This is a genomic window from Ruegeria sp. D7 (genome assembly GCF_056534355.1).
On the sequence record NZ_JBQFPG010000013.1, the window covers coordinates 64,468 to 84,076 of the forward strand.

The following is a 19,609-nucleotide window of genomic DNA, read 5'->3' on the forward strand; positions in this document are numbered from 1 at the left end:
AGACCCCGCCGGTAACGGCGGGGCAAGGCGTAGTGCCTTGTGTCAGGCCACAGGCACCGGCGGTATTCAGTTATGCAATTCGGCCCTGATCTGCTGACGCAACACGTCGATGGGCACGGTTTTGCCATCGCGTTTGAAGCACCAATAGGTCCAGCCGTTACAAGACGGTGCATTTTCCAGATGCGCGCCAACCTGATGGATCGAACCTTTGACGTTCTGCCCTACCAGAGTCCCGTCGGCGCGGACCTTGGCTTTATGGCGTTGGTTCATCGAATACAGTTCCTCACCCGGGCGCAGCATACCGCGTTCGACCAATTGGCCGAAGGGCACGCGCGGCTCAGCGCGCTTGCTAGCGCTGACTTCCAACGCTTCGCGGTCAAACTTACGGACCTTTGAGATACGCTTTTCAGCCACCTTGCGATAACTTTCTTCGCGCTCAATCCCAATGAACTCACGCCCCAGCATTTTCGCTACAGCACCTGTGGTGCCCGTGCCAAAGAACGGATCCAGCACCACGTCACCGGGATTGGTCGAGCCAATCAGGACACGATGCAGCAGTGATTCCGGTTTCTGTGTCGGATGCGCCTTGTCGCCGTTTTCGTCCTTGAGCCGTTCATGCCCGGTGCAGATCGGCAGTACCCAATCGCTGCGCATCTGCACGCCTTCGTTCAGCGCTTTCAGTGCTTCGTAGTTAAACGTGTATTTGGCCCCTTCGCGCTTGGACGCCCAGATCATTGTTTCATGCGCATTGGTAAACCGCTTGCCACGGAAGTTTGGCATCGGGTTGGATTTACGCCACACAACGTCGTTCAGAATCCAATAACCCGCATCCTGCAGGGCGGAACCCACGCGGAAAATGTTGTGATAAGACCCAATCACCCAGATCGCACCATTGGGCTTCAGCAGACGATGCGCAGCCTTCAACCATTCCCGCGTGAACTGGTCATAAGCCCCAAAGCTGCTGAACTGATCCCAGTGATCATCGACCGCATCGACCTGAGAATTATCGGGCCTGTGCAATTGACCTTTCAACTGTAAATTATACGGGGGGTCCGCAAAAATCAGGTCAATCGACGCCTCGGGCAGACTGTTCATCGCCTCGATGCAGTCACCGGATAGAATCGTGTTTAAAGGGAGCGCGGCTGCGCCCTTTGTCTTGATTGTGGTCATATCACTGCCTCAGTTCCACGGCGCTTTTGCGCTCATTTGGTTGAGACAAGGATGAGTCAAAGATGATTCGCCGTCAATTTCTTTTTTGAATCAGCGACTTACGATTTACTCTTGATACAAGATATTGTGGACCGGTTTGAACGAACGTCTATGGTGTGGGGTCACGCCAAGATTTTGCAACGCCTCGCGGTGCTGTTTTGTCGGATATCCGGCATTCGCCTCCCACCCATAGCCGGGATGCTGTTGCGCCAAATCCACCATCAGCTGATCACGCCAGATTTTTGCAATGATCGACGCTGCCGAAATCGACACCGACCGTGCGTCGCCCTTCACCACCGCCTGCGAGGGTAATTTCATACCGCGCGGGATCATGTTGCCATCAATCAGCAAGAAATCCGGAGCCGGGTCCAGCGCAGCTACCGCGCGTACCATCGCCAGATGCGAGGCGCGCAGGATGTTATGCTCATCGATCTCTGCAACCGTGGCTTCGGCCACCGCGACCTCTGCCCGGTCGCGCAATATCTCATCCAAACCGCCGCGACGCTTGGCCGTCAGTTTTTTTGAATCGTTCAACCCAGCGGGAATGTCATCCGGGTTCAAAATAACCGCTGCGGCTACAACCGGGCCGGCCAGCGGACCGCGCCCAACCTCATCCACCCCGGCAATTCGGGTATATCCGCGTGCCAGCAAAGCCCGTTCGAGTTCATAATCAGGTGTCGTCATACCCTTGGCAAATCGCGTTTCGTAGCGCTTCGCAAGAAAAAAGAGAGGGCAGCTTGCGCCACCCTCTCCCGCGCGGCGCTTCTATGGCGCCACTCCTGCTCGAAACCTGTTACTGGTAAACGACACGGTATCCTTTCTGGCGCAGGCAGGCGGGTTCGTATGCCCGTTTTACCTTTTTACCATTCCAGAAACCAACCTTGCATTGGTGTGGCAGGCTATCGGCATGTTTATAGTACTTCTTCAGGCAATTCGGCCCAAGCAGCGGACGCTTGTTCGAATAGGCATTGAACGTGCGCAGGCAACGCTGTGGTAGGTCATAACGGGCCACGCGCTTTGGCAACGGGCGTACAGCATGTTTTTTCTTGGCCTTCTTCGCCTTGGCTTCAGCCTGCTTGTGACGCTTGCGGCGCTCTGCCTCTTCGTCGCGCTTTTTCTCCTGATGATAGTGGTTGATCGCAGCACCTATGAGCGCGATCGCAGCCAATCCGCCGAGAATATCTCGGGTATCTGCCGCCCGTGCCTGCGACGCCGAGATCCCCGTGATGGCGACGGCGGTTGCTATGATCAGAGCGATAAATTTCCGGTGCATGATGCGTGTCCTTTCGGATAATGGGCAGGCCGGTTACCGACCGCGGAATTGATAACCTGACACTGCGACCACCCCGTTCAGACAAGCAATAACGGCATACTGTTATTCAATATCAGCACCACAAACCCCCTGAGGTTATTGAATATCCACCCAACCCATGCGCAGGATGCAGCCCATGAAACAGATCCTCTCTTCTCTGGCTCTGACGGCCCTGATATCGGTTGGGTCGCAAGCCATCGCGGCAGATTGCTATGCCGACTACAAGGCCAAGCAGGACAATCCCTTACGCCTGCACTATGGCGTCATGCAGGTCTCAAGCTGCGATAAAGGCTCGGCCCGGAAAGAAGTCGCCAAGCGGCTGAAATCAAACGGCTGGACCCTGCTGAACGTGATGACCGTTTTCGAGGCGGGTGGATTGGATCAAAGGAAGGCCAATGCCGGAAAATACTATCTCCGTTACTGAGGCGCGTCGTTCGGGGGTTCGGCTGGTTGGTCTGGGGATTGCGGCAATCGTCGCGATCCTGGTGACTGCAGCGGTTTTCCTGTTCTGGACGCTACCGGACGCAAATGCCTTCAACGCGCGGGTTGAACGGCTGTTTGTCGAGGCTGACCTGACCTCGCAATCGGAAATCCGTCTGCTCGAGATTCTGGCGCAATCGGGCACCGCCTTTGCCGATACGCTATCCAGCTATCGAATGGTCATCTTCGTGCTGTTGGTCTTTGCCAGCGCCATGCTGATCACCGCGCTTGTTTTTCTGGTCATGCTGGTTCTGCTGAACCGCCGCATGGCCCAGATTGAGCGGACGGGGATCCAGGTAACATCCCTGCTGATCAGCCGTGAAGAGAATACCGTTTATCTCAACAACATGGATTTTAAGTTGACCCCCGCCGCGATGGAAACGCTTTCGGTTCTGGCTGAATCCCGGCTGGATGACGAGGTCCTGTCGGGTGCCCAGATCGAAGCGATGATCTCGGGCAGAAACGCTGCAGATTGCGATGAGGCCGCCGGGGCAACCCGGATCAAACGCCTGCGCGACGCCTTGGGAAATCAGATGGTCAGTGAGCTGCTGGTGAAGAACATCGCCAAGAAGGGCTATATGCTATCGATTGAGAAAGACGTTATTCAAATGGTCTGAGGATGCCATTGCGGTAAAATCTACGTGCGCATCTTGGAATTCTCGCCCTCAAGACCCATGATATAAGGGCTTGGCCAAGGGAGGTTGCAGATGAACGTCCATGCCACACCGAATGTCAAAGGCTATGGGATATCAGTTGAGCCGCTGCAGGGACGGATCGCGATCTACCGTGGTGATATACTGCTGGCCGAAAGCCACAACGCCAAAGTGATGTACGAAACGCGGCTACCTCCCGCGATCTATGTTCCGCGCGAAGACTTGTGCGTCGAACTCAGCCCTGAGACCGAATTGCAGACGTTCTGCCCCTTCAAGGGTACCGCAACCTATCACGACATTAGCCTGCCGGAAGAGCGCCTTACGAACTCGATCTGGGCCTATGAAGACGCCTTCCCTGAAAGCGCGGCCATTCAGGGCCATATTGGATTCATGCCGGATACCGCGACGCGGATCGACCTCGGCGACAACCAACTGCGTCAACCCGACGATGGCAATATCAGCGGCCCCCTGATCGATTGGCTGATGCGCGGTGCGTCCGAAATTGACACTCCTGATGCCTTCACAAAAGCGCTGGCCGAGAAAATGCTGGAACATGGCATCGCTATTCAACGCCTAAGCATTCTGGTCTGGTCGCTGCATCCGCTGATCGCAGGCAAACACTATATCTGGGAGAAAGACTCGGCTGAGATTTCGACCCACACTCCGACCTATGAAATTCATGATCACCCTGCCTTTACCAATAGCCCTCTGCGTCACGTTTCAAACGGGTTGGGTGGTGTCCGCCAGCGCCTGAACAACGACAATCCGCATAACAGCTTTCCGATCATCGAAGACCTGCGCGCAAAAGGGGCCACCGATTACGTTGCCATGCCACTGCCTTTCTCGGATGGGCGGACGAATGTCCTGACCCTGACTTGCGATCATCCCGATGGGTTCACGACCGAGAACCTGGGTCTGGTTTTTGAATGCTCTACTGTCATCGCGCGGTTCTACGAGGTCTTCATGCAGCGCGAAAACGCGCAGGTTCTGCTGGAAACCTATGTAGGCAAGCGCAGCGGTGCGCGCGTTCTGGGGGGCGAGATTCGCCGCGGTGATGGCGATGACATAGATGCGGCGATCATGTTTTGCGATCTTCGAAATTCAACCGCATTGGAAGAAAAACTGGGGCGTGATGACTATATCGAGCTACTGAATGCGTTTTTTGAGACAGTTTCAGGGATCGTGCACGACCATGACGGAGAAGTTCTGAAATTCATCGGCGACGCTGTTCTTGCCGTCTTCCCGGCGGGTGACGATGCCGCCAAAGCCCGATCCAGCGCGCAGCTTTCGGCAACTGAGATCGTCGAAAAACTGGGTGAATTGCGCAGTGACGGAAGTGATCATGATTTCGACTGCTCGATTGGTGTCGCCTATGGCCGCGTCACCTATGGCAATGTGGGCTCGCGCGAACGGTTGGACTTTACCGTGATCGGTCAGGCCGCCAATGTCGCTGCCAGATTGGGCGAATATGGCAAAACCGTCGGACATAGAATTGTTGTCTCGCAAGATATCGAACCTGTTTGCAAACAGGCGATCCCTTTAGGGGCGATCAAGCTGCACAACGTCTCGCAACCGATCAAATCATTTGCCCTGCAAACCTCAGCCGATGCCTGATTTGACAGTTTACTTCGCAAGAGTTGAACCTCAAATTGTGCCACTCACTATCTCGGATCGGTCAACCTATGGCCTTGCGCGAGAAACCGTACACACCGTGTCTGGTTGACATCAATGGTTCAAAAACCACCGCCCAGCAGGATCAGAGCCGTCTGCGCAGGTGAGATCGTCTGTTGGATTTGATTGATCTGATTGCGGGCCAGATACGTGTCGGTCAGTTTGTCGATTGCTTCACCTTCAGTGAACTGCGCCAAATCGGATGACCCTGTAACGCGCTGCAATCGATCTTTGAACACCTCAAGCTGCTTGTCGATATCCAGTTGCGCAAATGCTGCAGGCAGCCCCAATGCCGTTTCCATCATGCGGCGCAAGGGAGGCAGCCCCATCAGATCAAACCACCTTCTGTCCTCACTGCCACCCTGGCCAGCCAGATCGCGCAATGCATGCTGGGTGTACAACGCGATACGCATCGATTCATCTGCTTCACCAACCGAGATTTCAAATCGCGCAATCAAGTTGTCGTCGGCGATCTTTTCCATGGCGTCCACCAATCCGGTCTTGCGCACATCGCCGGGACCAAGTCCAAAGGCATTGGCAAAATCACGGTACCTGCCGTCGGCCAGCCTGTTCGCAAGCGCATCGTCAGCCTGCGTTCCATCGGACAAGATTTTTTGGACAAAATACCGATTGTCGAGATCACCTTCCAAGCCAAACGCACCCAAAGCCACCTGCAACAACCGTCGGTCCGAAACCAGATCCTCGGCCGTTTGGACCTTGCCGATATTGTCTAGAAAATACCTTGCGTCCCGTTCATTGATCCCCGAGGCAGAATAGCTTTGAAGCTGCGCATCATAGGTACGCTGCAAAAAGCGCCAGCCAACCAGACCACCTGAAGGTATGACCGGCTGGAAGGTCACTGCTGATACGCCATCAGACGTTCTTCGCGCGGCAACAGTGAACGCAAGGCCTTTAAACACTTATAGTATTGCTCTGCCACCAATGCTTCAGTTGCGTTGGCCAGGACCCGGCGACTGTCGGCATCCGTGAAAACCTGGCTCAGCTCTTCCACGCGCCGCAGAAGTTGCTGGCGCGCCTGCTCAGGTTCGGTATCGCCTGACAGAACCAACTGCGCGGCATAGCAGACACGGCGTACCGGCGTGTTGACCTCTTCCGGGTGAATGGCATCGCGCAGGCGCAGGACATTTGCCTGAGGTGTCATGATCGAAAACCGACTGCGTCGATCCCCGTTTTCGACTACAACACCATTGATCAGAACCCGTTCCTTTGGGGCAAGTTTCAGGACCAGACCCCCCATCAGTTGCCCCTCATTTGACGTAGCCCGCGCAACACGGCCATGTTGATCTCAAGCAGCGGCTCAACGGTCGCCTTGTTCGCCAGCACCTGGCTGCTGTGTTGTTCGGTAAACTCAGCCAAATAGAAAATCCGCGCACGCAGATTGCTCGGCAGCCCGTTATCCGCATCCGCCACATCGGTTGCCAGCACAGTCCACAGGCGGCGATTTTCGTGCAAGGCTTGAACGAACCCTCCGAAATCAGCCGCTTTCCGTGTGGAAGCAGCCTTCAACCGATGTGTAATCCTGGAAATCGCCTCATACTCTGTATCCCGAGGTGTTCGCGTCGGTGCAGCAGATTGCGCATAAGCGCGGTGAGCAAGCGTTTGCGGTGTCACTTGAAATCCTTCCAATTGTCCTTCAGCGGGCGATTAAGTCCGGGGCACGGCGTGCGTGCCCCGGATCAGTTCCAAAGTTAGCGGAACAGCGACAGGATGGACTGTGGCGCCTGGTTCGCGATCGATAGCGATTGGGTTGCCAGCTGTTGCTGGACCTGCAACGCTTGCAGTCGCGCCGAGGTTTCTTCCATGTCAGCGTCAACCAACGAGCCGATACCGGATTTGAACGAGTCAGACAGGTTCGAGATGAACTCTTTCTGGGTCTCGATCCGACCCTGCGCCGAACCAAAAGCCGCCGAGGCATCAATCGCAGTATCGATGAGGCCTTCGATCGCGCCAAGCGCTGCGGATGCGCCGGCAGAAGTCGACACATCAATCGAGGCCAGAGCGCCTAGACCGCCAGAGTTCGCATTGGCATATTGACCGCTGATCTGCAGCGAATCCGACCCTTCGTTGGTGATATCGAGTTGCGCAGCATTCGTACCCGGATCATAGACGACCGAAACATTGGCATCCGAAGCTTCGATGGCAGCTTTTAGCCCCGCAGCGATGATCTCTTCGGGCGCGTTGCCTGCGGCGATATCCTCAGCCCGGACTGTATAAGACGCGACATCGTCGCCCAGTCGGACCGTGAAAGTATCACCAGCGGACAATGTGCCCGGATCAGCGATCACGATGCTTCCATCATCATCGCTTCCGCCGTTTCCATCCAACGAAAATCCGAATGCGTCGGCCGTATCCGCAGTGACCCCGTCAGTTCCAGTGAACACGTCGGCAGCAGTGTAACCACCTGTCGACAGGTTTTGCGCCGATACACTAATGGAAGACGCTGTCACGTTGCCTGCATTGTCTCGATCCAAAGAGGACAGAATGCTTGCGCCAGCCCCACCGTTCACCAGATTGAGGCCATTGAACTGGGCAGCGCCGACAACCGATTCGATCTGATCCCTAAGCGCGGCCACATCGGTGTTGATCTTAGCACGATCAACGTTGTCTTCCTGCGCCGCAACGATCTTGCCTTTCATCTGGTTCAGCAGATCCGTCACAGTTTCTGAGGCGTTTCGAGCAACTGCGACAGTGGATTCACCCAAGGCCAGGCTGTCCTTGATCGCATTGAAGCCGTTGACGTCTGATTCCATCACCTTTGAGATGGCCCAGACAGCCGAGTTATCCTTGGCTGTAGCCACATCCTTGCCGGTCGAGATCGCGTTTTGCGTCTGGGCGAGGTTCTTGTTGACCGATTTGAGAGTTTGTAGCGCAACCATTGCGCCATTGTTCGTCAGAATGCTGGACATATTTGTCATCCTCTTAGCGTTCGGGCGCGTTTGACGCCCATGTTGGACCCACCAAACCGGCAGGCATTCTGTCGTTCTGACCTGTGCGTCGTGCCTTGTGGCCTTCGCGCCACCCGTTGTTTCAGGTGCATCGCCACATTTGACCCCGATCTCCTAACGGAGTGCTAAGACGGGCAAATCCGAAATCTCGGATTTGAATCAAACCTGATGCTATGCCCGTTTTTCCAGCTTTGCCCGCGATCGCAAAGCAAACCCGCTACGCTGCCCCGAGGCGTCATAAGTGCTGAACTCCTGTCGGACCTGTTTCAGTTCCGCCATTCGGTCCGCCACAGTCCGAATACCCTCGGCCGCACTGTTCAAAAGGGCTTGGTTGCGCACGACCTTCTTCTGGATCCGGATCAGATCATCGCTTTCCAACACCTGCAGATCATTTATTGCACCGATCAAATTTTCTTTTTCAGGCACCAATCGATCCAGATCGGTCAAATCCCCCTGGACCAGGGCCGTGCGCTCCAGATCCAAAAGGTCTTCCAGTGCCTGAATCGGATCTTTATCCATCAAACTTCTCCATCATTGCATTGAACAAAATTTCGGAAAGGCCGATTCCACCCGCCTTTGCCATTTGCTGTGCCTGCTGTTGCACCAGAAACGAAGCAAATTGATCTTCGCCTGCGCCACCGCCAAAAGAACTTCGTGTTTGGCCGAGGCCTGCAGACTTGAGCATTTCAGCCAGAAAAGCGGCTTCCAGCTCAACAGAGGCGGCTTTCATTTTCTGTGGAATCTGGGCGGAATGCATGGTCGCACTGGTAGATGTAATCGTCATCGGATTCTCCGAAAATTGCTATGAACTTTCTCGATCAAAGGGGAAAGCGGTTAAAATAAACGTAACTTCCTGTGGGCACAGTGCCGGCCAGATCAAAGAAACCCCGGAGCGAAAAATGACCAACCCGCTGACGATCATGTCGCCTGCATCTGCCACGGGTGACAAACCGGGGGCATCTCAGGGTAAAGAGCGTGATACCAAAGGTGGGTTTGCCTTTGAGGAAGTGCTCAATGAGGATGTCGAACAAATCGAGTTGAAGGAAGTTGATCCGTTTGTGGCTGATTCAAACCTGCCACCCAAACAATCAGAAATTCCATCTGTTTCTACGGCAGATTCAACTGAGACAATCAAAACCGACGAACTAGAGCCCGCCCAACTGCAGGTGGCTGCGCAAGAGGTCGCAAATGCGCCGAAACACCACGCAGATTTTGCCGTCGGTGAGACGAACCATGTTGCCGCTCCGCCCAGCCCGGTACAGCAAATTTCGCAGTTGGCCTCTGAAAACTCAACGCTAAGACAAAATGCAGGCTCGCCCGAAGCGGCTGCCCCAAGGCCTGACGCAAACGTGCTTCGAGCGCCAACCCAAGTTCCGATCCCTGATGTTAGCGGAAATGGATATCTACACCATAGGCCGGCCTCACACGCGCTAAATGCTAGCTTTTTGGGGGATACGTTTTCGAAACTGGAACCGCCAAGTCCCGAACCAGAGGTGCCACTCGTCGCACGCGCAGTTGAGCCTGTAGAGGCTCGAATAACCCGGCAAACTGTCATTTCTGCCGCCTTGAAACCGCAGACAACAGCTTGGAATCTCGACCGGGCTCCGGGCGATGCTATTGCTGAAACGGCGATCAGCGCGGAAGTTGATGACCTCTTTGCTGTCAAAGACACAGCGGTGGGCCACACGATACGCGACACGACGCAAGCGATGCCCATCGCCGCAGCCCGCGCGGAAACGGCACGCACGATTGCGGGGCAACTGGCCGCTTCGATTTCGACCCGACCAAATACCGGTGGCGTTGAAATAGCCCTGAACCCCGAAGAGCTTGGGCGCGTATCAATCTCGCTCAACGGTCGAGAAGACGGGTTTCATCTATCGATCGCGGCCGAACGGCCTGAAACACTGGACCTGATGCGGCGACACATTGCGATCCTGTCGGCTGAGTTCGAAAAGCTGGGTTATGGGGATCTGTCGCTTGACCTTAGCATGTCCGGGGACTCGTCCCAGCATGGTGACCCATCAGAGCCTGGCCCTTCCTCAGAAACGGTCGAAATGGTTCGCGACGCGGACCATAAGGCACCCACACTTTCGGCTGGCCCTGAAAGGGGCCTTGATATGAGGCTTTAATTGATGATTTCAGCGACCAATTCAGTGACCGCAACGGGTGCAAATCCCGGCGCAAACAACAATTCGGAACGCTCGGCACTGACGTCAGATTTCGAGACCTTTCTGCGCATGCTGACCGTGCAGGCGCGCAATCAGGATCCGCTTGAACCTCTGGATTCCTCCGAATATGCCTCTCAGCTGGCGCAGTTCTCGATGGTCGAACAACAAGTCAAAGCCAATGAGCTTCTGTCTGGTCTCGCGCTGACAATGGGGGCAGTCGATCTTAATCAGCTCACCGGCTGGGTTGGGATGAATGTCAAAACCGATGCACCGTTTCGCTTTGTAAATCAGCCTGTTCCGATTTTTGCTCAGGCCGAACCCACTGCCGACCGGGCCGAGTTGGTCATCCGCAACGACCAGGGCACCATTGTCGATCGCATCCCTGTGCCTACCGATAAGGCCGAATTCGAGTGGGCCGGGGTCAGCAGTGCCGGTGATCCCTTTCCCGCTGACAGTTACTCAGCCACATTGGAGAGCTTCAAAAGAGGTGAGTTACTAACCAGCACGCCCGCATCTGCCTTCGGTCGGGTGGTAGAGGCACAGGTCAGTGAAGGTGGCATCATCCTGAAACTGGAGAGCGGTGCAGAGGTGTCCGCCGAAATGGTCACGCAAATCCGCACGGGTGCTTGATCTAGAAGGCAAGGCGGGCCAAAGCTTGGTGCATCGCGACTCGCCCCCTAAACCGGTATCTCTCCTGTCTGATCATCACCAACCTCCCCCGGGTCTTGTTGCCCAGCTCAGCACCCAAGGTTTGATCCGCCACGACGTGACCTTCGAGGTGTTGTACGGTGGGCGGACCAATCATGTCTGGAAGGTTTTGTCCGGCAATAGTGATGCCGTTCTGAAGTTATTCAGCACCGGGTTTCAGAACCCCTTGTTTCGCAACGATGCCCGGCTTGAGTCAGAATGTCTGCGCACGCTCAACAGCTTTGGCTTCGTGCCCAATTTACGTGCCACGGGTTCCTTTGGAGACGACAGCTGGGTCTACTATGACCACGCACCGGGCGTCCCTTGGCAGGACGATGTTTCGGGCGTGGCCCATCTGCTTGGAAGGTTGCACCAAATTCCGGTCAATCTGGACCTCCCTAACGGCTGCAATGGCAGCGCAGATCTGGAACAGCACGCGTGTCAAATTCTGGCTGATTGCCACGCGGAAGAGCGGCGATCGTTGCTTGCAAAAAAACCTCAGGCCCAAGTACCGCCGTTATCCGCGCGGTGCTTGATCCATGGCGATCCGGTCGCGGGAAACATCTTGCAATCGAAAAATGGGCTGACGCTGATCGATTGGCAATGCCCGGCCTTCGGTGACCCATGTGAAGACTTGGCGATATTCCTTTCACCTGCGATGCAGCAACTCTATCGAGGCGCGCCCTTGTCCGAGGCCGAAGAGACGCTGTTTCTTAAGGCCTACGACCAACCCGATATCACCGAACGCTATCTGTCATTGAGGCCTTGGTTTGCCTGGCGCATGGCCGCTTATTGTCTTTGGCGGGCTGAAAACGGTGCGGCTGATTATGCCATTGGGTATGAGTTGGAAGTTGAGGCCTTATAGGTCCGCCAGACCCAGATACGCATAGGCTGGCGGCATGACAGCGCGACGCCAACGGCCAAAGGGAAACCGCCCCGGCGCACCCGCAATAGGGGACGGAATGTCTGCGGATTGCCCCAGCACCAGTCGCGCCAAAGCACGTCCGCAATAGGTTCCCATCGCCACACCATTGCCGTGGTAAGCAAACCCTGCATACATCCCCGGATGCTCAGGAACCGGGCCCACAAAGGGCACAAGGTTCCGGGCAAGGCAAACCATGCCGGACCACTTATGTGTGACATCGACCGTGTCCCAGGCGGGGAACATCCGCCTGAAATCCCCGAAGGCCTTTTGCCGAATGCGCGCCTCAGCCCCAGGGGATGAAAGCAGCCCCCCTCGTGTCCCAAACAGAAATCGTCGATTGGGCATCAATCGGAAATAGTGCAGCAAATAACGCGTGTCATAGGCCATCTGATCCGACGTCCAGCCTTGCGCCTGCAGCTCGACATCAGTCAGAGGCCGCGTCACAAGAACCGTTGACTGTGCAGGCATATAACGCGCGGCCAACCAGGGCGGCAGATCCTCGCTTGAGTAGCCATTTGTGCACACCAGAACGTTCGAAGCACGAACGTGACCCGCAGGCGAGGTCAGCACGAATCCCGAGGCGGCCTGTTTGATCTGCGTGATCGGGCTGTTCTGGAACAGAGTTGCGCCCTTTGCCTGGGCGGCGCCAGCCAAACCGAACAGATACTTTCGGGGGTTCAGGGCAAAGCCAATTGGCGTTGTATAGCCGCCGAAAAACGCCCCACCCAGCCCGAGGCCCTGCAGATCGTCAATCTCATGTAATTGTCCGGCCGGATCGGCCGACCGGCGCAATCGTTCCATCGCGCGCCGTGAATGGGCCAGTTGAGTTTCACCCTTGGAATGCGTTTCGGCGTCGATTTGGTTATCACGCAGAAGGTCAGCAACCAGTGAAACGGCGTCTTCTTCCGCTTGGTAATAGGCCTGCGTTGCCACCTGACCATAGCGACGGGTCAGGCCAGCCTTGCTGAGCTTTGACCCGCCCAAACAACAAAAGCCCCCGTTTCGACCGGACGCCCCCCAGCCCGGTGTTTCCTCCTCGAACACAGCGACCGAAACCCCTGCCTCGGACAGATGCAATGCGGCGGACAAGCCGGTAAACCCGCCCCCGATGACGGCGACGTCAACGCTGATATCGTCTTCGAGCTTTGGCCAAGCAGGGGTCGCGATCGTCTCATCCCACCAACACCCCGCGCGTGGCGCGGGGCCGTAGGCATAATCAGGAAATATACGCCTCATTCAGTGCTTGCCGCGGCCAACTCATCCTGTTTCTGCCGAACCATCGCCCTCTTGGTCACCAGGGACGCGGTAATAACGCCCACCGTGACAACCGCGATCATTAACGTCGACAGCGCGTTGATCTCTGGACTGACCCCCAGACGCACAGCCGAGAAAATCTTGATCGGCAACGTGGTGGCAGAAGGCCCAGATGTAAACGAGGCAATCACCAGGTCATCCAGCGATAGGGTGAAAGCCAGCAGCCATCCCGAAATCACTGCAGGCGCGATGATTGGCAGGGTGACCAAGCGAAACGCCTGCGCCGGAGAGCAGCCCAGATCCAGCGCCGCCTCTTCCAACGACCGATCAAAGGTCACAAGACGCGAGGATACGACGACCGAGACAAAACACATCGAAAACGTCGTGTGCGCCAGAACGATGGTCAAGATCCCCCGGTCCAATCCGATGCCAATGAATAATAACAGCAGCGACAGACCCGTGATCACTTCGGGCATCACGAGCGGGGCATAGATCATCCCGGAAAACAGTGTTCGCCCAAAGAACCGTCCGCCGCGCACCAGAACATAAGCTGCTGCGGTGCCCAGAATCGTGGCCAACGTTGACGAGAACACAGCCACACGCAGCGTGACCCAGGCTGCATCAAGAAAGGCTTCGTTCTGCATCAACTCGCCGTACCATTTGGTCGAGAACCCGGCCCAAACGGTGACAAGCTTGCTTTCGTTGAAGCTGAAGATGATCAGGATGATCATCGGGATATACAGAAAGGCAAATCCCAGCGTCAGTGAGACAGTATTGAACCAGCTCAGCCTGTTCATTGTTCTGCCTCCGTCTGCTTTTGCTGGTTGCGCTGGAACAGCACAATCGGGATCACGAGGATGAGCAACAGAACCACGGCCACCGCGCTGGCGACGGGCCAATCGCGGTTCGAGAAGAACTCTTCCCACAGCACCTTACCGATCATCAAGGTCCCCGATCCGCCCAGTAGCGAGGGGATTACGAATTCCCCAATCACCGGAATCATCACGAGGAAGCAGCCCGCGATAATACCGGGGCGCGACAAGGGGATTGTGATCAACCAGAATGCCTGCAGACGCGAACACCCAAGGTCTTCAGCGGCTTCGATCAGCGACCCGTCCATCCGTTCAAGCGACGAATAAATCGGCAGGATCATAAAAGGTAGGTAGGTATAAACGATACCGATATAAACTGCGGTATTCGTGTTCAGAATGGTCAGCGGCGCTGAGATGATGCCTGTCCAAAGCAAGAGCTGGTTCAGATAGCCTTCGTTGCTGAGGATACCCATCCATGCGTAAACCCGGATCAGGAACGAAGTCCAGAACGGCAGGATGACCAGCATCATGAATGTAGGTCGCCACTCTTCAGGTGCGCGCGCCATCGCATATGCGATCGGATACCCGACAATCAGCGTCAACACCGTTGAGATCAGCGCGATCTTTACGCTGGACAGATAGGCCTTCCAATAAAGATCATCTTCAGTCAGCCAGACAAAGTTTTCCAGATCAAGCTGGCTGAAGAAATCCCTGATACCCGCCCAACCTGCGGACAGGTCCAGCGTCGGAGTGTAGGGCGGAATGGCAAGTGCGGTGTCTGAAAGCGATATCTTTAGGACGATAAAGAATGGCACCAAGAACAGTGCCAGCAACCAGACATACGGGACAGCGATAAGAACAGCGCGGCGCATCAGTTTTCCAGCAGAACTGCGGCAGTCGCTGTCCAGGACAGCCAAACCGGGTCTTCCCAGGTGAACGAGCGGCGCGAGATGCGGCGGGTATTCGCTGTTTGCGCCTTGATGATCGTGCCGTTTGGCAGTTCGACATGATAGGTCGACAAGTTGCCCAGATAGGCGATGTCATGCACCTTGCCCTGAATGGCGTTGATTGCATCGACCGGGCGCTCGGCAGAGATCGCGACCTTTTCAGGCCGGATCGCCAGATGACAGCTCTGACCATCGGACAGTTGGGTCGCAGAAGACGCCGCTAACGGGGGCTGCCCTTCTGCCCACTCGATCTGATAACTTTCGTCGCCTGCTGCAGTAGCTCGTCCCTCAATGATATTTACATCCCCAATGAAATCAGCAACATAAACCGAGTTTGGTGTCTCATAGATGCGATCTGGAGTTGCCACTTGCATCAGTTTGCCCTGATCCATCACGGCCACTCGGCTGGCAACGGTCATCGCCTCTTCCTGATCGTGCGTCACGATGACAAAGGTCGTGCCGGTTTTTTCCTGAATGTCCATCAACTCGAACTGAGTATCCTGACGGAGTTTCTTATCCAAAGCACCCAAAGGTTCGTCGAGCAATAGCAGTTTTGGTGCTTTGGCCAATGACCGGGCCAGCGCAACGCGTTGGCGTTGACCACCCGAGATCTGGTGCGGCTTGCGGCGTGCGAACTGTTCCAGCCGGGTTAGGCGCAGCATCTCATCGACCCGCTCTTCCAGATCGCGCTTGGGCATGTTGTCCCGGCGCAGGCCAAAGGCGATGTTGTCCCAGATGCTGAGATGAGGAAACAGCGCATACGACTGAAACATCATGTTTACCGCCCGTTTGTTGGGCGGGATCGGGTCGATATCCTGTCCACCCAGAAGGATATGACCATCGGAGGGGGTTTCGAATCCGGCCAGCATCCGCATCATCGTGGTCTTGCCGCAGCCCGACGGGCCGAGCAGCGCAAAGAACTCGCGCTCGTAGATATCCAATGAAAGATTGTCGATTGCGGTGAATGCGCCAAAACGCTTGGTGACGTTCTGGAACTGGATCAAGGGTTTCGCCTGCGGGTCATCCCACGGCGCAAAGACTTCAGAATTCAAGGCGGCCCCCGTTTATCGGTCAGGATAAAAATGGCGCAAGGCAGTGGGCCCGCCTTGCGCTATAATCAGATCAGGTGCCTGATTTCACTTTGGTCCAGAGACGTGTCACCACTCGCTGGGTCTTTGCCGGATAAGGTGTGGTGATGTAGAGGTTCTGCATGGTCGCATCATCCGGATAGATCGCCGGATCACCGATCACGTCCTCCTCAAGAAACTCCTGCGAGGCCTTGTTGCCGTTGGCGTAGTACACATAGTTCGACGCCGCAGCCATGTTGTTGGCATCCAGGATAAAGTTCAGGAACTGGTGCGCGCCTTCGGGGTTTGGTGCGTCGACCGGAATAGCCATCTGGTCAAACCACATCAGCGAGCCTTCCGCAAAGGGATGGTATTCAATTTCCACGCCGTTATCCGCTTCCGCCGCACGGTCGCGTGCCTGCAAGATGTCGCCGGACCAGCCGACAGCAACGCAGATATCACCATTGGCGAGCGCATTGATGTATTCCGAGCTATGGAATTTCTGAACATACGGGCGCACACTGGTCAGAATCTCTTCGGTTTTCCCAATTACGTCTGTGTCGTGGCTGTCAGGGTCTTCGCCGATATACTGCAGCACCATCGGAATGATCTCAGACGGTGCGTCGAGGAAATGCACCCCACACGAGGCCAGCTTTTCCATGTTCTCGGGCTTGAGCACCAGATCCATGCTGTTAAGCGCAACATCGTCGCCCAGCACTTCTTTGACCTTGCCGACATTCAACCCGATACCTGTCGTGCCCCACATATAGTTGATCGAGTAGGCGTTGTTGGGGTCATACCCTGCGGTTCGTTCCTGGATCACATCCCATAGGTTGCCTGCATTCGATAGCTTGGCGGCATCCAGTTCCTGGAATGCGCCGGCCTGGATCTGGCGTTGTAGGAACGTGCCTGAAGGCACAACCACATCATAGCCTGACCCACCGGCCAGCATTTTTGTTTCCAGAACCTCGTTGCTGTCGAACACATCGTAGATCAGGGTTAGCCCTGTTTCTTCTTCGAATTTGCTCAGCAGATCTTCGTCAATGTAGTCGGACCAGTTATAGACGCGCACTTCTTCAGCAAACGCGGCCGAAGTCCCCAATGCGACGATCGCTGTCATCCCCAGCGTTTTCAGTTTCATATTTTTCTCCCTGCAACTGTGCGGCCATTTTGACCTTTTTTTGGATTTGATCAAGTTTTGCGTTTCACGACGGTTTCACCTATGGTCGGAATAGGTGAAGATTCTGGCAAGACAGAAACACTTGGATTGGGGCAAACCTTTTGGATTTGATCAAAAATAAAGCAGATACACCTCCGGTAGATGAAGAAAAACGCCCAGCGCACGAACAGGTCTATCGGACACTGAAATCCCAGATTCTGTTTGGCGATCTCGTGCCCGGGCAGCCGGTCACGATCCAGGGACTGACTGATTCGCTTGGTGTCGGCATGACTCCGGTGCGCGAGGCGATACGCCGTCTGATTTCCGACGGCGCGCTCATTTTTCAGGGCAATCGTCGCGTGAGCGTCCCGCTGCTTTCAGCCAACGACATCGAGCAGATGATTTTTGCAAGAATTTCAATAGAAACAGAGCTTTCCAGGCGATCCACAAAGAACATATCTATAACCGAGATCGACTATCTTGAGCAGCTGGATCAACGATTGGACAATATGATCGCGGATGGCGATGTAGGGGGTTACCTGCGTTTGAACCACGCCTTTCACCAATCTCTGTATTCCCATGCGGACGCTCCGATACTTGTTGATCTAGCCGAACGGCTATGGCTGCGATTCGGCCCTTCGTTGCGCATCGTTTGCGGTCGCTTCGGCACTCAAAGCCTGCCCGACAGACACAAAGACATTATTGCCGCGCTACGTGAGCGAGATGCAGAAAAGGCCGCGTTAGCAACAGCGCAGGACATTGAGCAGGGTATGGGAATGATGGGCGATGCTTTGCCAAGCACCTAGAAACCAGCGATTCGATTGACAGCATAAAATTTGATCATATTCTATCTGGCAACGACGCTTGCTGGAGAATCCGAGATGTCCACCATCACCAATCACATGCCCACTGCCGAATTGCAGGCGCTGGACGCAGCACACCATTTGCATCCTTTTTCGACCAATGAGGCGCTGGCAGACGAAGGTGTCAGGGTCATCACCCGTGCCAAGGGCGTCTATCTGACCGATAGCGAAGGTCATGAAATTCTGGATGGTATGGCCGGATTGTGGTGCGTAAATATCGGATATGGCCGCGACGAGCTGGCCGATGCAGCCGCACGTCAAATGCGCGAGCTGCCGTATTATAATACTTTCTTCAAGACGACCCATACGCCCGCCATTGCGCTGGCTGCAAAACTGGCTGAGCTTGCGCCAGGTGATCTGAACCATGTCTTCTTTGCCGGAAGCGGGTCCGAGGCCAACGACACCAACATCCGTCTAGTGCGCACCTATTGGGCCGAAAAAGGTCAGCCGGACAAGAACATCATCATCAGCCGCAAGAATGCCTATCACGGTTCTTCTGTTGGATCGGCGTCGTTGGGTGGCATGGCAGGAATGCATGCGCAGGGCGGCATTCCAATCCCGAATGTCCACCATATCAACCAGCCAAATTGGTGGGCGGAAGGCGGCGATATGAGCCCGGAGGAATTCGGCCTTGCCCGCGCGCGCGAGCTGGAAGAAGCCATTCAGGAACTGGGCGAAGATCGCGTCGCTGCCTTCATCGCCGAACCTGTGCAGGGCGCAGGCGGCGTGATCATCGCACCCGACACATATTGGCCTGAAATTCAGCGCATCTGCGACAAGTACGATATACTGCTGATCGCGGATGAGGTGATCTGCGGGTTTGGCCGAACCGGCAACTGGTTTGGCTCGCAAACCGTCGGGATCAAACCGCATATCATGACAATCGCCAAGGGCCTTAGCTCAGGCTATGCACCTATTGGCGGATCGATCGTCTGCGACGAAGTCGCCCGTGTCATCAGCGCCACCGAGTTCAACCATGGCTACACCTATTCCGGCCACCCGGTTGCCGCAGCAGTTGCGCTCGAAAATCTGCGCATCCTCGAAGAAGAAAACGTCGTCGATCATGTGCGCAACGTGGCCGCGCCCTATATGAAAAAGAAATGGGACGCATTGGTCGAGCATCCGCTAGTCGGAGAGGCAAAGATCGCAGGCTTGATGGGGTCCATCGCATTAACGCCTGAAAAGGCAAGCCGAGCCAAGTTCGCATCAGATCCCGGCACGATCGGATATATCTGCCGCGAACATTGCTTCAAAAACAATCTGATCATGCGTCATGTGGATGACCGCTTGGTCATCTCTCCGCCGCTGGTCATTACCCCGGCCGAAATCGACGAGATGTTCGTGCGCATTCAAAAATCGTTGGATGATGCGTTGGTTGAAATCAACGAAAAAGGTCTGATGAAGCCTGCGTCCTGATCATTAGATCATGGGCGACC

22 protein-coding genes are annotated in these 19,609 nt (G+C 55.5%); 8 read left to right on the forward strand and 14 right to left on the reverse strand.

Going from position 1 to position 19,609, the window contains the following annotated elements; genetic code table 11:
• Positions 1-66: 66 nt before the first annotated feature.
• The 3 genes from ACRZ9U_RS16620 to ACRZ9U_RS16630 all read right to left on the reverse strand — a co-directional run bounded on the left by ACRZ9U_RS16620 (position 67) and on the right by ACRZ9U_RS16630 (position 2,482).
• Positions 67-1,170, reverse strand: a complete 1,104-nt coding sequence (locus tag ACRZ9U_RS16620; protein ID WP_170406740.1) for a site-specific DNA-methyltransferase — start codon at positions 1,168-1,170, stop codon at positions 67-69.
• A 105-nt stretch (positions 1,171-1,275) separates the two neighbouring features.
• Positions 1,276-1,893 carry a ribonuclease HII gene (locus ACRZ9U_RS16625; RefSeq protein WP_170406743.1) on the reverse strand — a complete coding sequence of 206 codons (618 nt, stop codon included), beginning with the start codon at positions 1,891-1,893 and terminating at the stop codon, positions 1,276-1,278.
• A 109-nt stretch (positions 1,894-2,002) separates the two neighbouring features.
• Positions 2,003-2,482 (reverse strand): hypothetical protein, encoded by a 480-nt coding sequence (locus tag ACRZ9U_RS16630; RefSeq protein WP_170406746.1) that lies wholly within the window; start codon positions 2,480-2,482, stop codon positions 2,003-2,005.
• A 175-nt stretch (positions 2,483-2,657) separates the two neighbouring features.
• Between ACRZ9U_RS16630 and ACRZ9U_RS16635 the strand changes: the two genes are divergently transcribed.
• From ACRZ9U_RS16635 to ACRZ9U_RS16645, 3 genes are all read left to right on the forward strand, one after another.
• Positions 2,658-2,945 (forward strand): hypothetical protein, encoded by a 288-nt coding sequence (locus ACRZ9U_RS16635; RefSeq protein ID WP_170398948.1) that lies wholly within the window; start codon positions 2,658-2,660, stop codon positions 2,943-2,945.
• Positions 2,917-3,618 (forward strand): winged helix-turn-helix domain-containing protein, encoded by a 702-nt coding sequence (locus tag ACRZ9U_RS16640; protein WP_170398951.1) that lies wholly within the window; start codon positions 2,917-2,919, stop codon positions 3,616-3,618. Before ACRZ9U_RS16635 ends, ACRZ9U_RS16640 begins: the two co-directional genes overlap by 29 nt.
• A 90-nt stretch (positions 3,619-3,708) precedes the next feature.
• Positions 3,709-5,268, forward strand: a complete 1,560-nt coding sequence (locus ACRZ9U_RS16645; RefSeq protein WP_170406749.1) for a DUF427 domain-containing protein — start codon at positions 3,709-3,711, stop codon at positions 5,266-5,268.
• A gap of 119 nt (positions 5,269-5,387) precedes the next feature.
• Here the strand turns inward: ACRZ9U_RS16645 and ACRZ9U_RS16650 are convergent, their stop codons facing one another.
• The 6 genes from ACRZ9U_RS16650 to ACRZ9U_RS16675 form a co-directional block, all read right to left on the reverse strand.
• On the reverse strand, positions 5,388-6,185 hold the full coding sequence (locus ACRZ9U_RS16650) for a DUF1217 domain-containing protein (protein WP_170406752.1): 798 nt from the start codon (positions 6,183-6,185) through the stop codon (positions 5,388-5,390).
• Positions 6,182-6,583, reverse strand: coding sequence for a flagellar biosynthesis repressor FlbT (flbT, locus tag ACRZ9U_RS16655; RefSeq protein WP_170406755.1), 402 nt, complete (start codon positions 6,581-6,583; stop codon positions 6,182-6,184). Before flbT ends, ACRZ9U_RS16650 begins: the two co-directional genes overlap by 4 nt.
• Positions 6,583-6,957 (reverse strand): flagellar biosynthesis regulator FlaF, encoded by a 375-nt coding sequence (gene flaF / locus ACRZ9U_RS16660; protein ID WP_170398962.1) that lies wholly within the window; start codon positions 6,955-6,957, stop codon positions 6,583-6,585. The genes flbT and flaF overlap by 1 nt, the downstream gene beginning before the upstream one ends.
• Positions 6,958-7,034: 77 nt before the next feature.
• On the reverse strand, positions 7,035-8,252 hold the full coding sequence (locus tag ACRZ9U_RS16665; RefSeq protein ID WP_170406757.1) for a flagellin N-terminal helical domain-containing protein: 1,218 nt from the start codon (positions 8,250-8,252) through the stop codon (positions 7,035-7,037).
• Between the two features lie 210 nt (positions 8,253-8,462).
• Complete coding sequence (locus ACRZ9U_RS16670; RefSeq protein ID WP_170406760.1) at positions 8,463-8,810, reverse strand: flagellar biosynthesis protein FlgN; 348 nt, start codon at positions 8,808-8,810, stop codon at positions 8,463-8,465.
• Positions 8,803-9,075 (reverse strand): rod-binding protein, encoded by a 273-nt coding sequence (locus ACRZ9U_RS16675; protein ID WP_170406763.1) that lies wholly within the window; start codon positions 9,073-9,075, stop codon positions 8,803-8,805. Before ACRZ9U_RS16675 ends, ACRZ9U_RS16670 begins: the two co-directional genes overlap by 8 nt.
• Positions 9,076-9,190: 115 nt before the next feature.
• Here ACRZ9U_RS16675 and ACRZ9U_RS16680 point away from each other — a divergent pair, with 115 nt between their 5' ends.
• The 3 genes from ACRZ9U_RS16680 to ACRZ9U_RS16690 are packed head-to-tail and all read left to right on the forward strand — an operon-like array spanning position 9,191 to position 12,011.
• A complete protein-coding gene (locus ACRZ9U_RS16680; RefSeq protein WP_170406766.1) occupies positions 9,191-10,420 on the forward strand; it encodes a flagellar hook-length control protein FliK in 1,230 nt (409 codons plus the stop codon).
• Positions 10,421-10,423: 3 nt separating this feature from the next.
• Positions 10,424-11,089: a flagellar hook capping FlgD N-terminal domain-containing protein gene (locus ACRZ9U_RS16685; protein ID WP_170407862.1), complete on the forward strand. Its 666-nt coding sequence runs from the start codon at positions 10,424-10,426 to the stop codon at positions 11,087-11,089.
• Positions 11,082-12,011 (forward strand): phosphotransferase, encoded by a 930-nt coding sequence (locus ACRZ9U_RS16690; protein WP_480902429.1) that lies wholly within the window; start codon positions 11,082-11,084, stop codon positions 12,009-12,011. Before ACRZ9U_RS16685 ends, ACRZ9U_RS16690 begins: the two co-directional genes overlap by 8 nt.
• Here the strand turns inward: ACRZ9U_RS16690 and ACRZ9U_RS16695 are convergent.
• The 5 genes from ACRZ9U_RS16695 to ACRZ9U_RS16715 all read right to left on the reverse strand — a co-directional run bounded on the left by ACRZ9U_RS16695 (position 12,006) and on the right by ACRZ9U_RS16715 (position 17,292).
• Complete coding sequence (locus ACRZ9U_RS16695; RefSeq protein ID WP_170406769.1) at positions 12,006-13,307, reverse strand: NAD(P)/FAD-dependent oxidoreductase; 1,302 nt, start codon at positions 13,305-13,307, stop codon at positions 12,006-12,008. The two genes, ACRZ9U_RS16690 and ACRZ9U_RS16695, sit on opposite strands and share 6 nt — an antisense overlap.
• Positions 13,304-14,122, reverse strand: coding sequence for an ABC transporter permease (locus tag ACRZ9U_RS16700; protein WP_170406773.1), 819 nt, complete (start codon positions 14,120-14,122; stop codon positions 13,304-13,306). Before ACRZ9U_RS16700 ends, ACRZ9U_RS16695 begins: the two co-directional genes overlap by 4 nt.
• Complete coding sequence (locus tag ACRZ9U_RS16705) at positions 14,119-15,009, reverse strand: ABC transporter permease subunit (protein WP_170406776.1); 891 nt, start codon at positions 15,007-15,009, stop codon at positions 14,119-14,121. The genes ACRZ9U_RS16700 and ACRZ9U_RS16705 overlap by 4 nt, the downstream gene beginning before the upstream one ends.
• A complete protein-coding gene (locus tag ACRZ9U_RS16710) occupies positions 15,009-16,136 on the reverse strand; it encodes an ABC transporter ATP-binding protein (RefSeq protein WP_170406779.1) in 1,128 nt (375 codons plus the stop codon). Before ACRZ9U_RS16710 ends, ACRZ9U_RS16705 begins: the two co-directional genes overlap by 1 nt.
• A gap of 70 nt (positions 16,137-16,206) precedes the next feature.
• Entirely contained in the window at positions 16,207-17,292 is a 1,086-nt protein-coding gene (locus tag ACRZ9U_RS16715) for a polyamine ABC transporter substrate-binding protein (RefSeq protein ID WP_170398992.1), read from the reverse strand.
• Between the two features lie 140 nt (positions 17,293-17,432).
• On the opposite strand from ACRZ9U_RS16715, the gene ACRZ9U_RS16720 reads away from it, so the two are divergent.
• Positions 17,433-18,116 (forward strand): GntR family transcriptional regulator, encoded by a 684-nt coding sequence (locus ACRZ9U_RS16720; protein WP_170406782.1) that lies wholly within the window; start codon positions 17,433-17,435, stop codon positions 18,114-18,116.
• Between the two features lie 75 nt (positions 18,117-18,191).
• The gene (locus ACRZ9U_RS16725; protein WP_170406785.1) at positions 18,192-19,589 is read left to right on the forward strand and encodes an aspartate aminotransferase family protein; all 1,398 of its coding nucleotides are present in this window, start codon (positions 18,192-18,194) and stop codon (positions 19,587-19,589) included.
• Positions 19,590-19,609: the final 20 nt, after the last annotated feature.

Excerpts from the sequence above, each read along its gene's own strand:
- flbT (WP_170406755.1), bottom strand. The coding sequence starts at position 6,583 with ATGGGGGGTCTGGTCCTGAAACTTGCCCCAAAGGAACGGGTTCTGATC.
- ACRZ9U_RS16700 (WP_170406773.1), bottom strand. The coding sequence starts at position 14,122 with ATGAACAGGCTGAGCTGGTTCAATACTGTCTCACTGACGCTGGGATTT.
- ACRZ9U_RS16620 (WP_170406740.1), bottom strand. The coding sequence starts at position 1,170 with ATGACCACAATCAAGACAAAGGGCGCAGCCGCGCTCCCTTTAAACACG.
- ACRZ9U_RS16630 (WP_170406746.1), bottom strand. The coding sequence starts at position 2,482 with ATGCACCGGAAATTTATCGCTCTGATCATAGCAACCGCCGTCGCCATC.
- ACRZ9U_RS16625 (WP_170406743.1), bottom strand. The coding sequence starts at position 1,893 with ATGACGACACCTGATTATGAACTCGAACGGGCTTTGCTGGCACGCGGA.
- ACRZ9U_RS16715 (WP_170398992.1), bottom strand. The coding sequence starts at position 17,292 with ATGAAACTGAAAACGCTGGGGATGACAGCGATCGTCGCATTGGGGACT.
- ACRZ9U_RS16695 (WP_170406769.1), bottom strand. The coding sequence starts at position 13,307 with ATGAGGCGTATATTTCCTGATTATGCCTACGGCCCCGCGCCACGCGCG.
- ACRZ9U_RS16680 (WP_170406766.1), top strand. The coding sequence starts at position 9,191 with ATGACCAACCCGCTGACGATCATGTCGCCTGCATCTGCCACGGGTGAC.
- ACRZ9U_RS16670 (WP_170406760.1), bottom strand. The coding sequence starts at position 8,810 with ATGGATAAAGATCCGATTCAGGCACTGGAAGACCTTTTGGATCTGGAG.
- ACRZ9U_RS16685 (WP_170407862.1), top strand. The coding sequence starts at position 10,424 with ATGATTTCAGCGACCAATTCAGTGACCGCAACGGGTGCAAATCCCGGC.
- ACRZ9U_RS16640 (WP_170398951.1), top strand. The coding sequence starts at position 2,917 with ATGCCGGAAAATACTATCTCCGTTACTGAGGCGCGTCGTTCGGGGGTT.
- ACRZ9U_RS16665 (WP_170406757.1), bottom strand. The coding sequence starts at position 8,252 with ATGTCCAGCATTCTGACGAACAATGGCGCAATGGTTGCGCTACAAACT.
- ACRZ9U_RS16635 (WP_170398948.1), top strand. The coding sequence starts at position 2,658 with ATGAAACAGATCCTCTCTTCTCTGGCTCTGACGGCCCTGATATCGGTT.
- ACRZ9U_RS16705 (WP_170406776.1), bottom strand. The coding sequence starts at position 15,009 with ATGCGCCGCGCTGTTCTTATCGCTGTCCCGTATGTCTGGTTGCTGGCA.
- ACRZ9U_RS16645 (WP_170406749.1), top strand. The coding sequence starts at position 3,709 with ATGAACGTCCATGCCACACCGAATGTCAAAGGCTATGGGATATCAGTT.
- ACRZ9U_RS16725 (WP_170406785.1), top strand. The coding sequence starts at position 18,192 with ATGTCCACCATCACCAATCACATGCCCACTGCCGAATTGCAGGCGCTG.
- ACRZ9U_RS16675 (WP_170406763.1), bottom strand. The coding sequence starts at position 9,075 with ATGACGATTACATCTACCAGTGCGACCATGCATTCCGCCCAGATTCCA.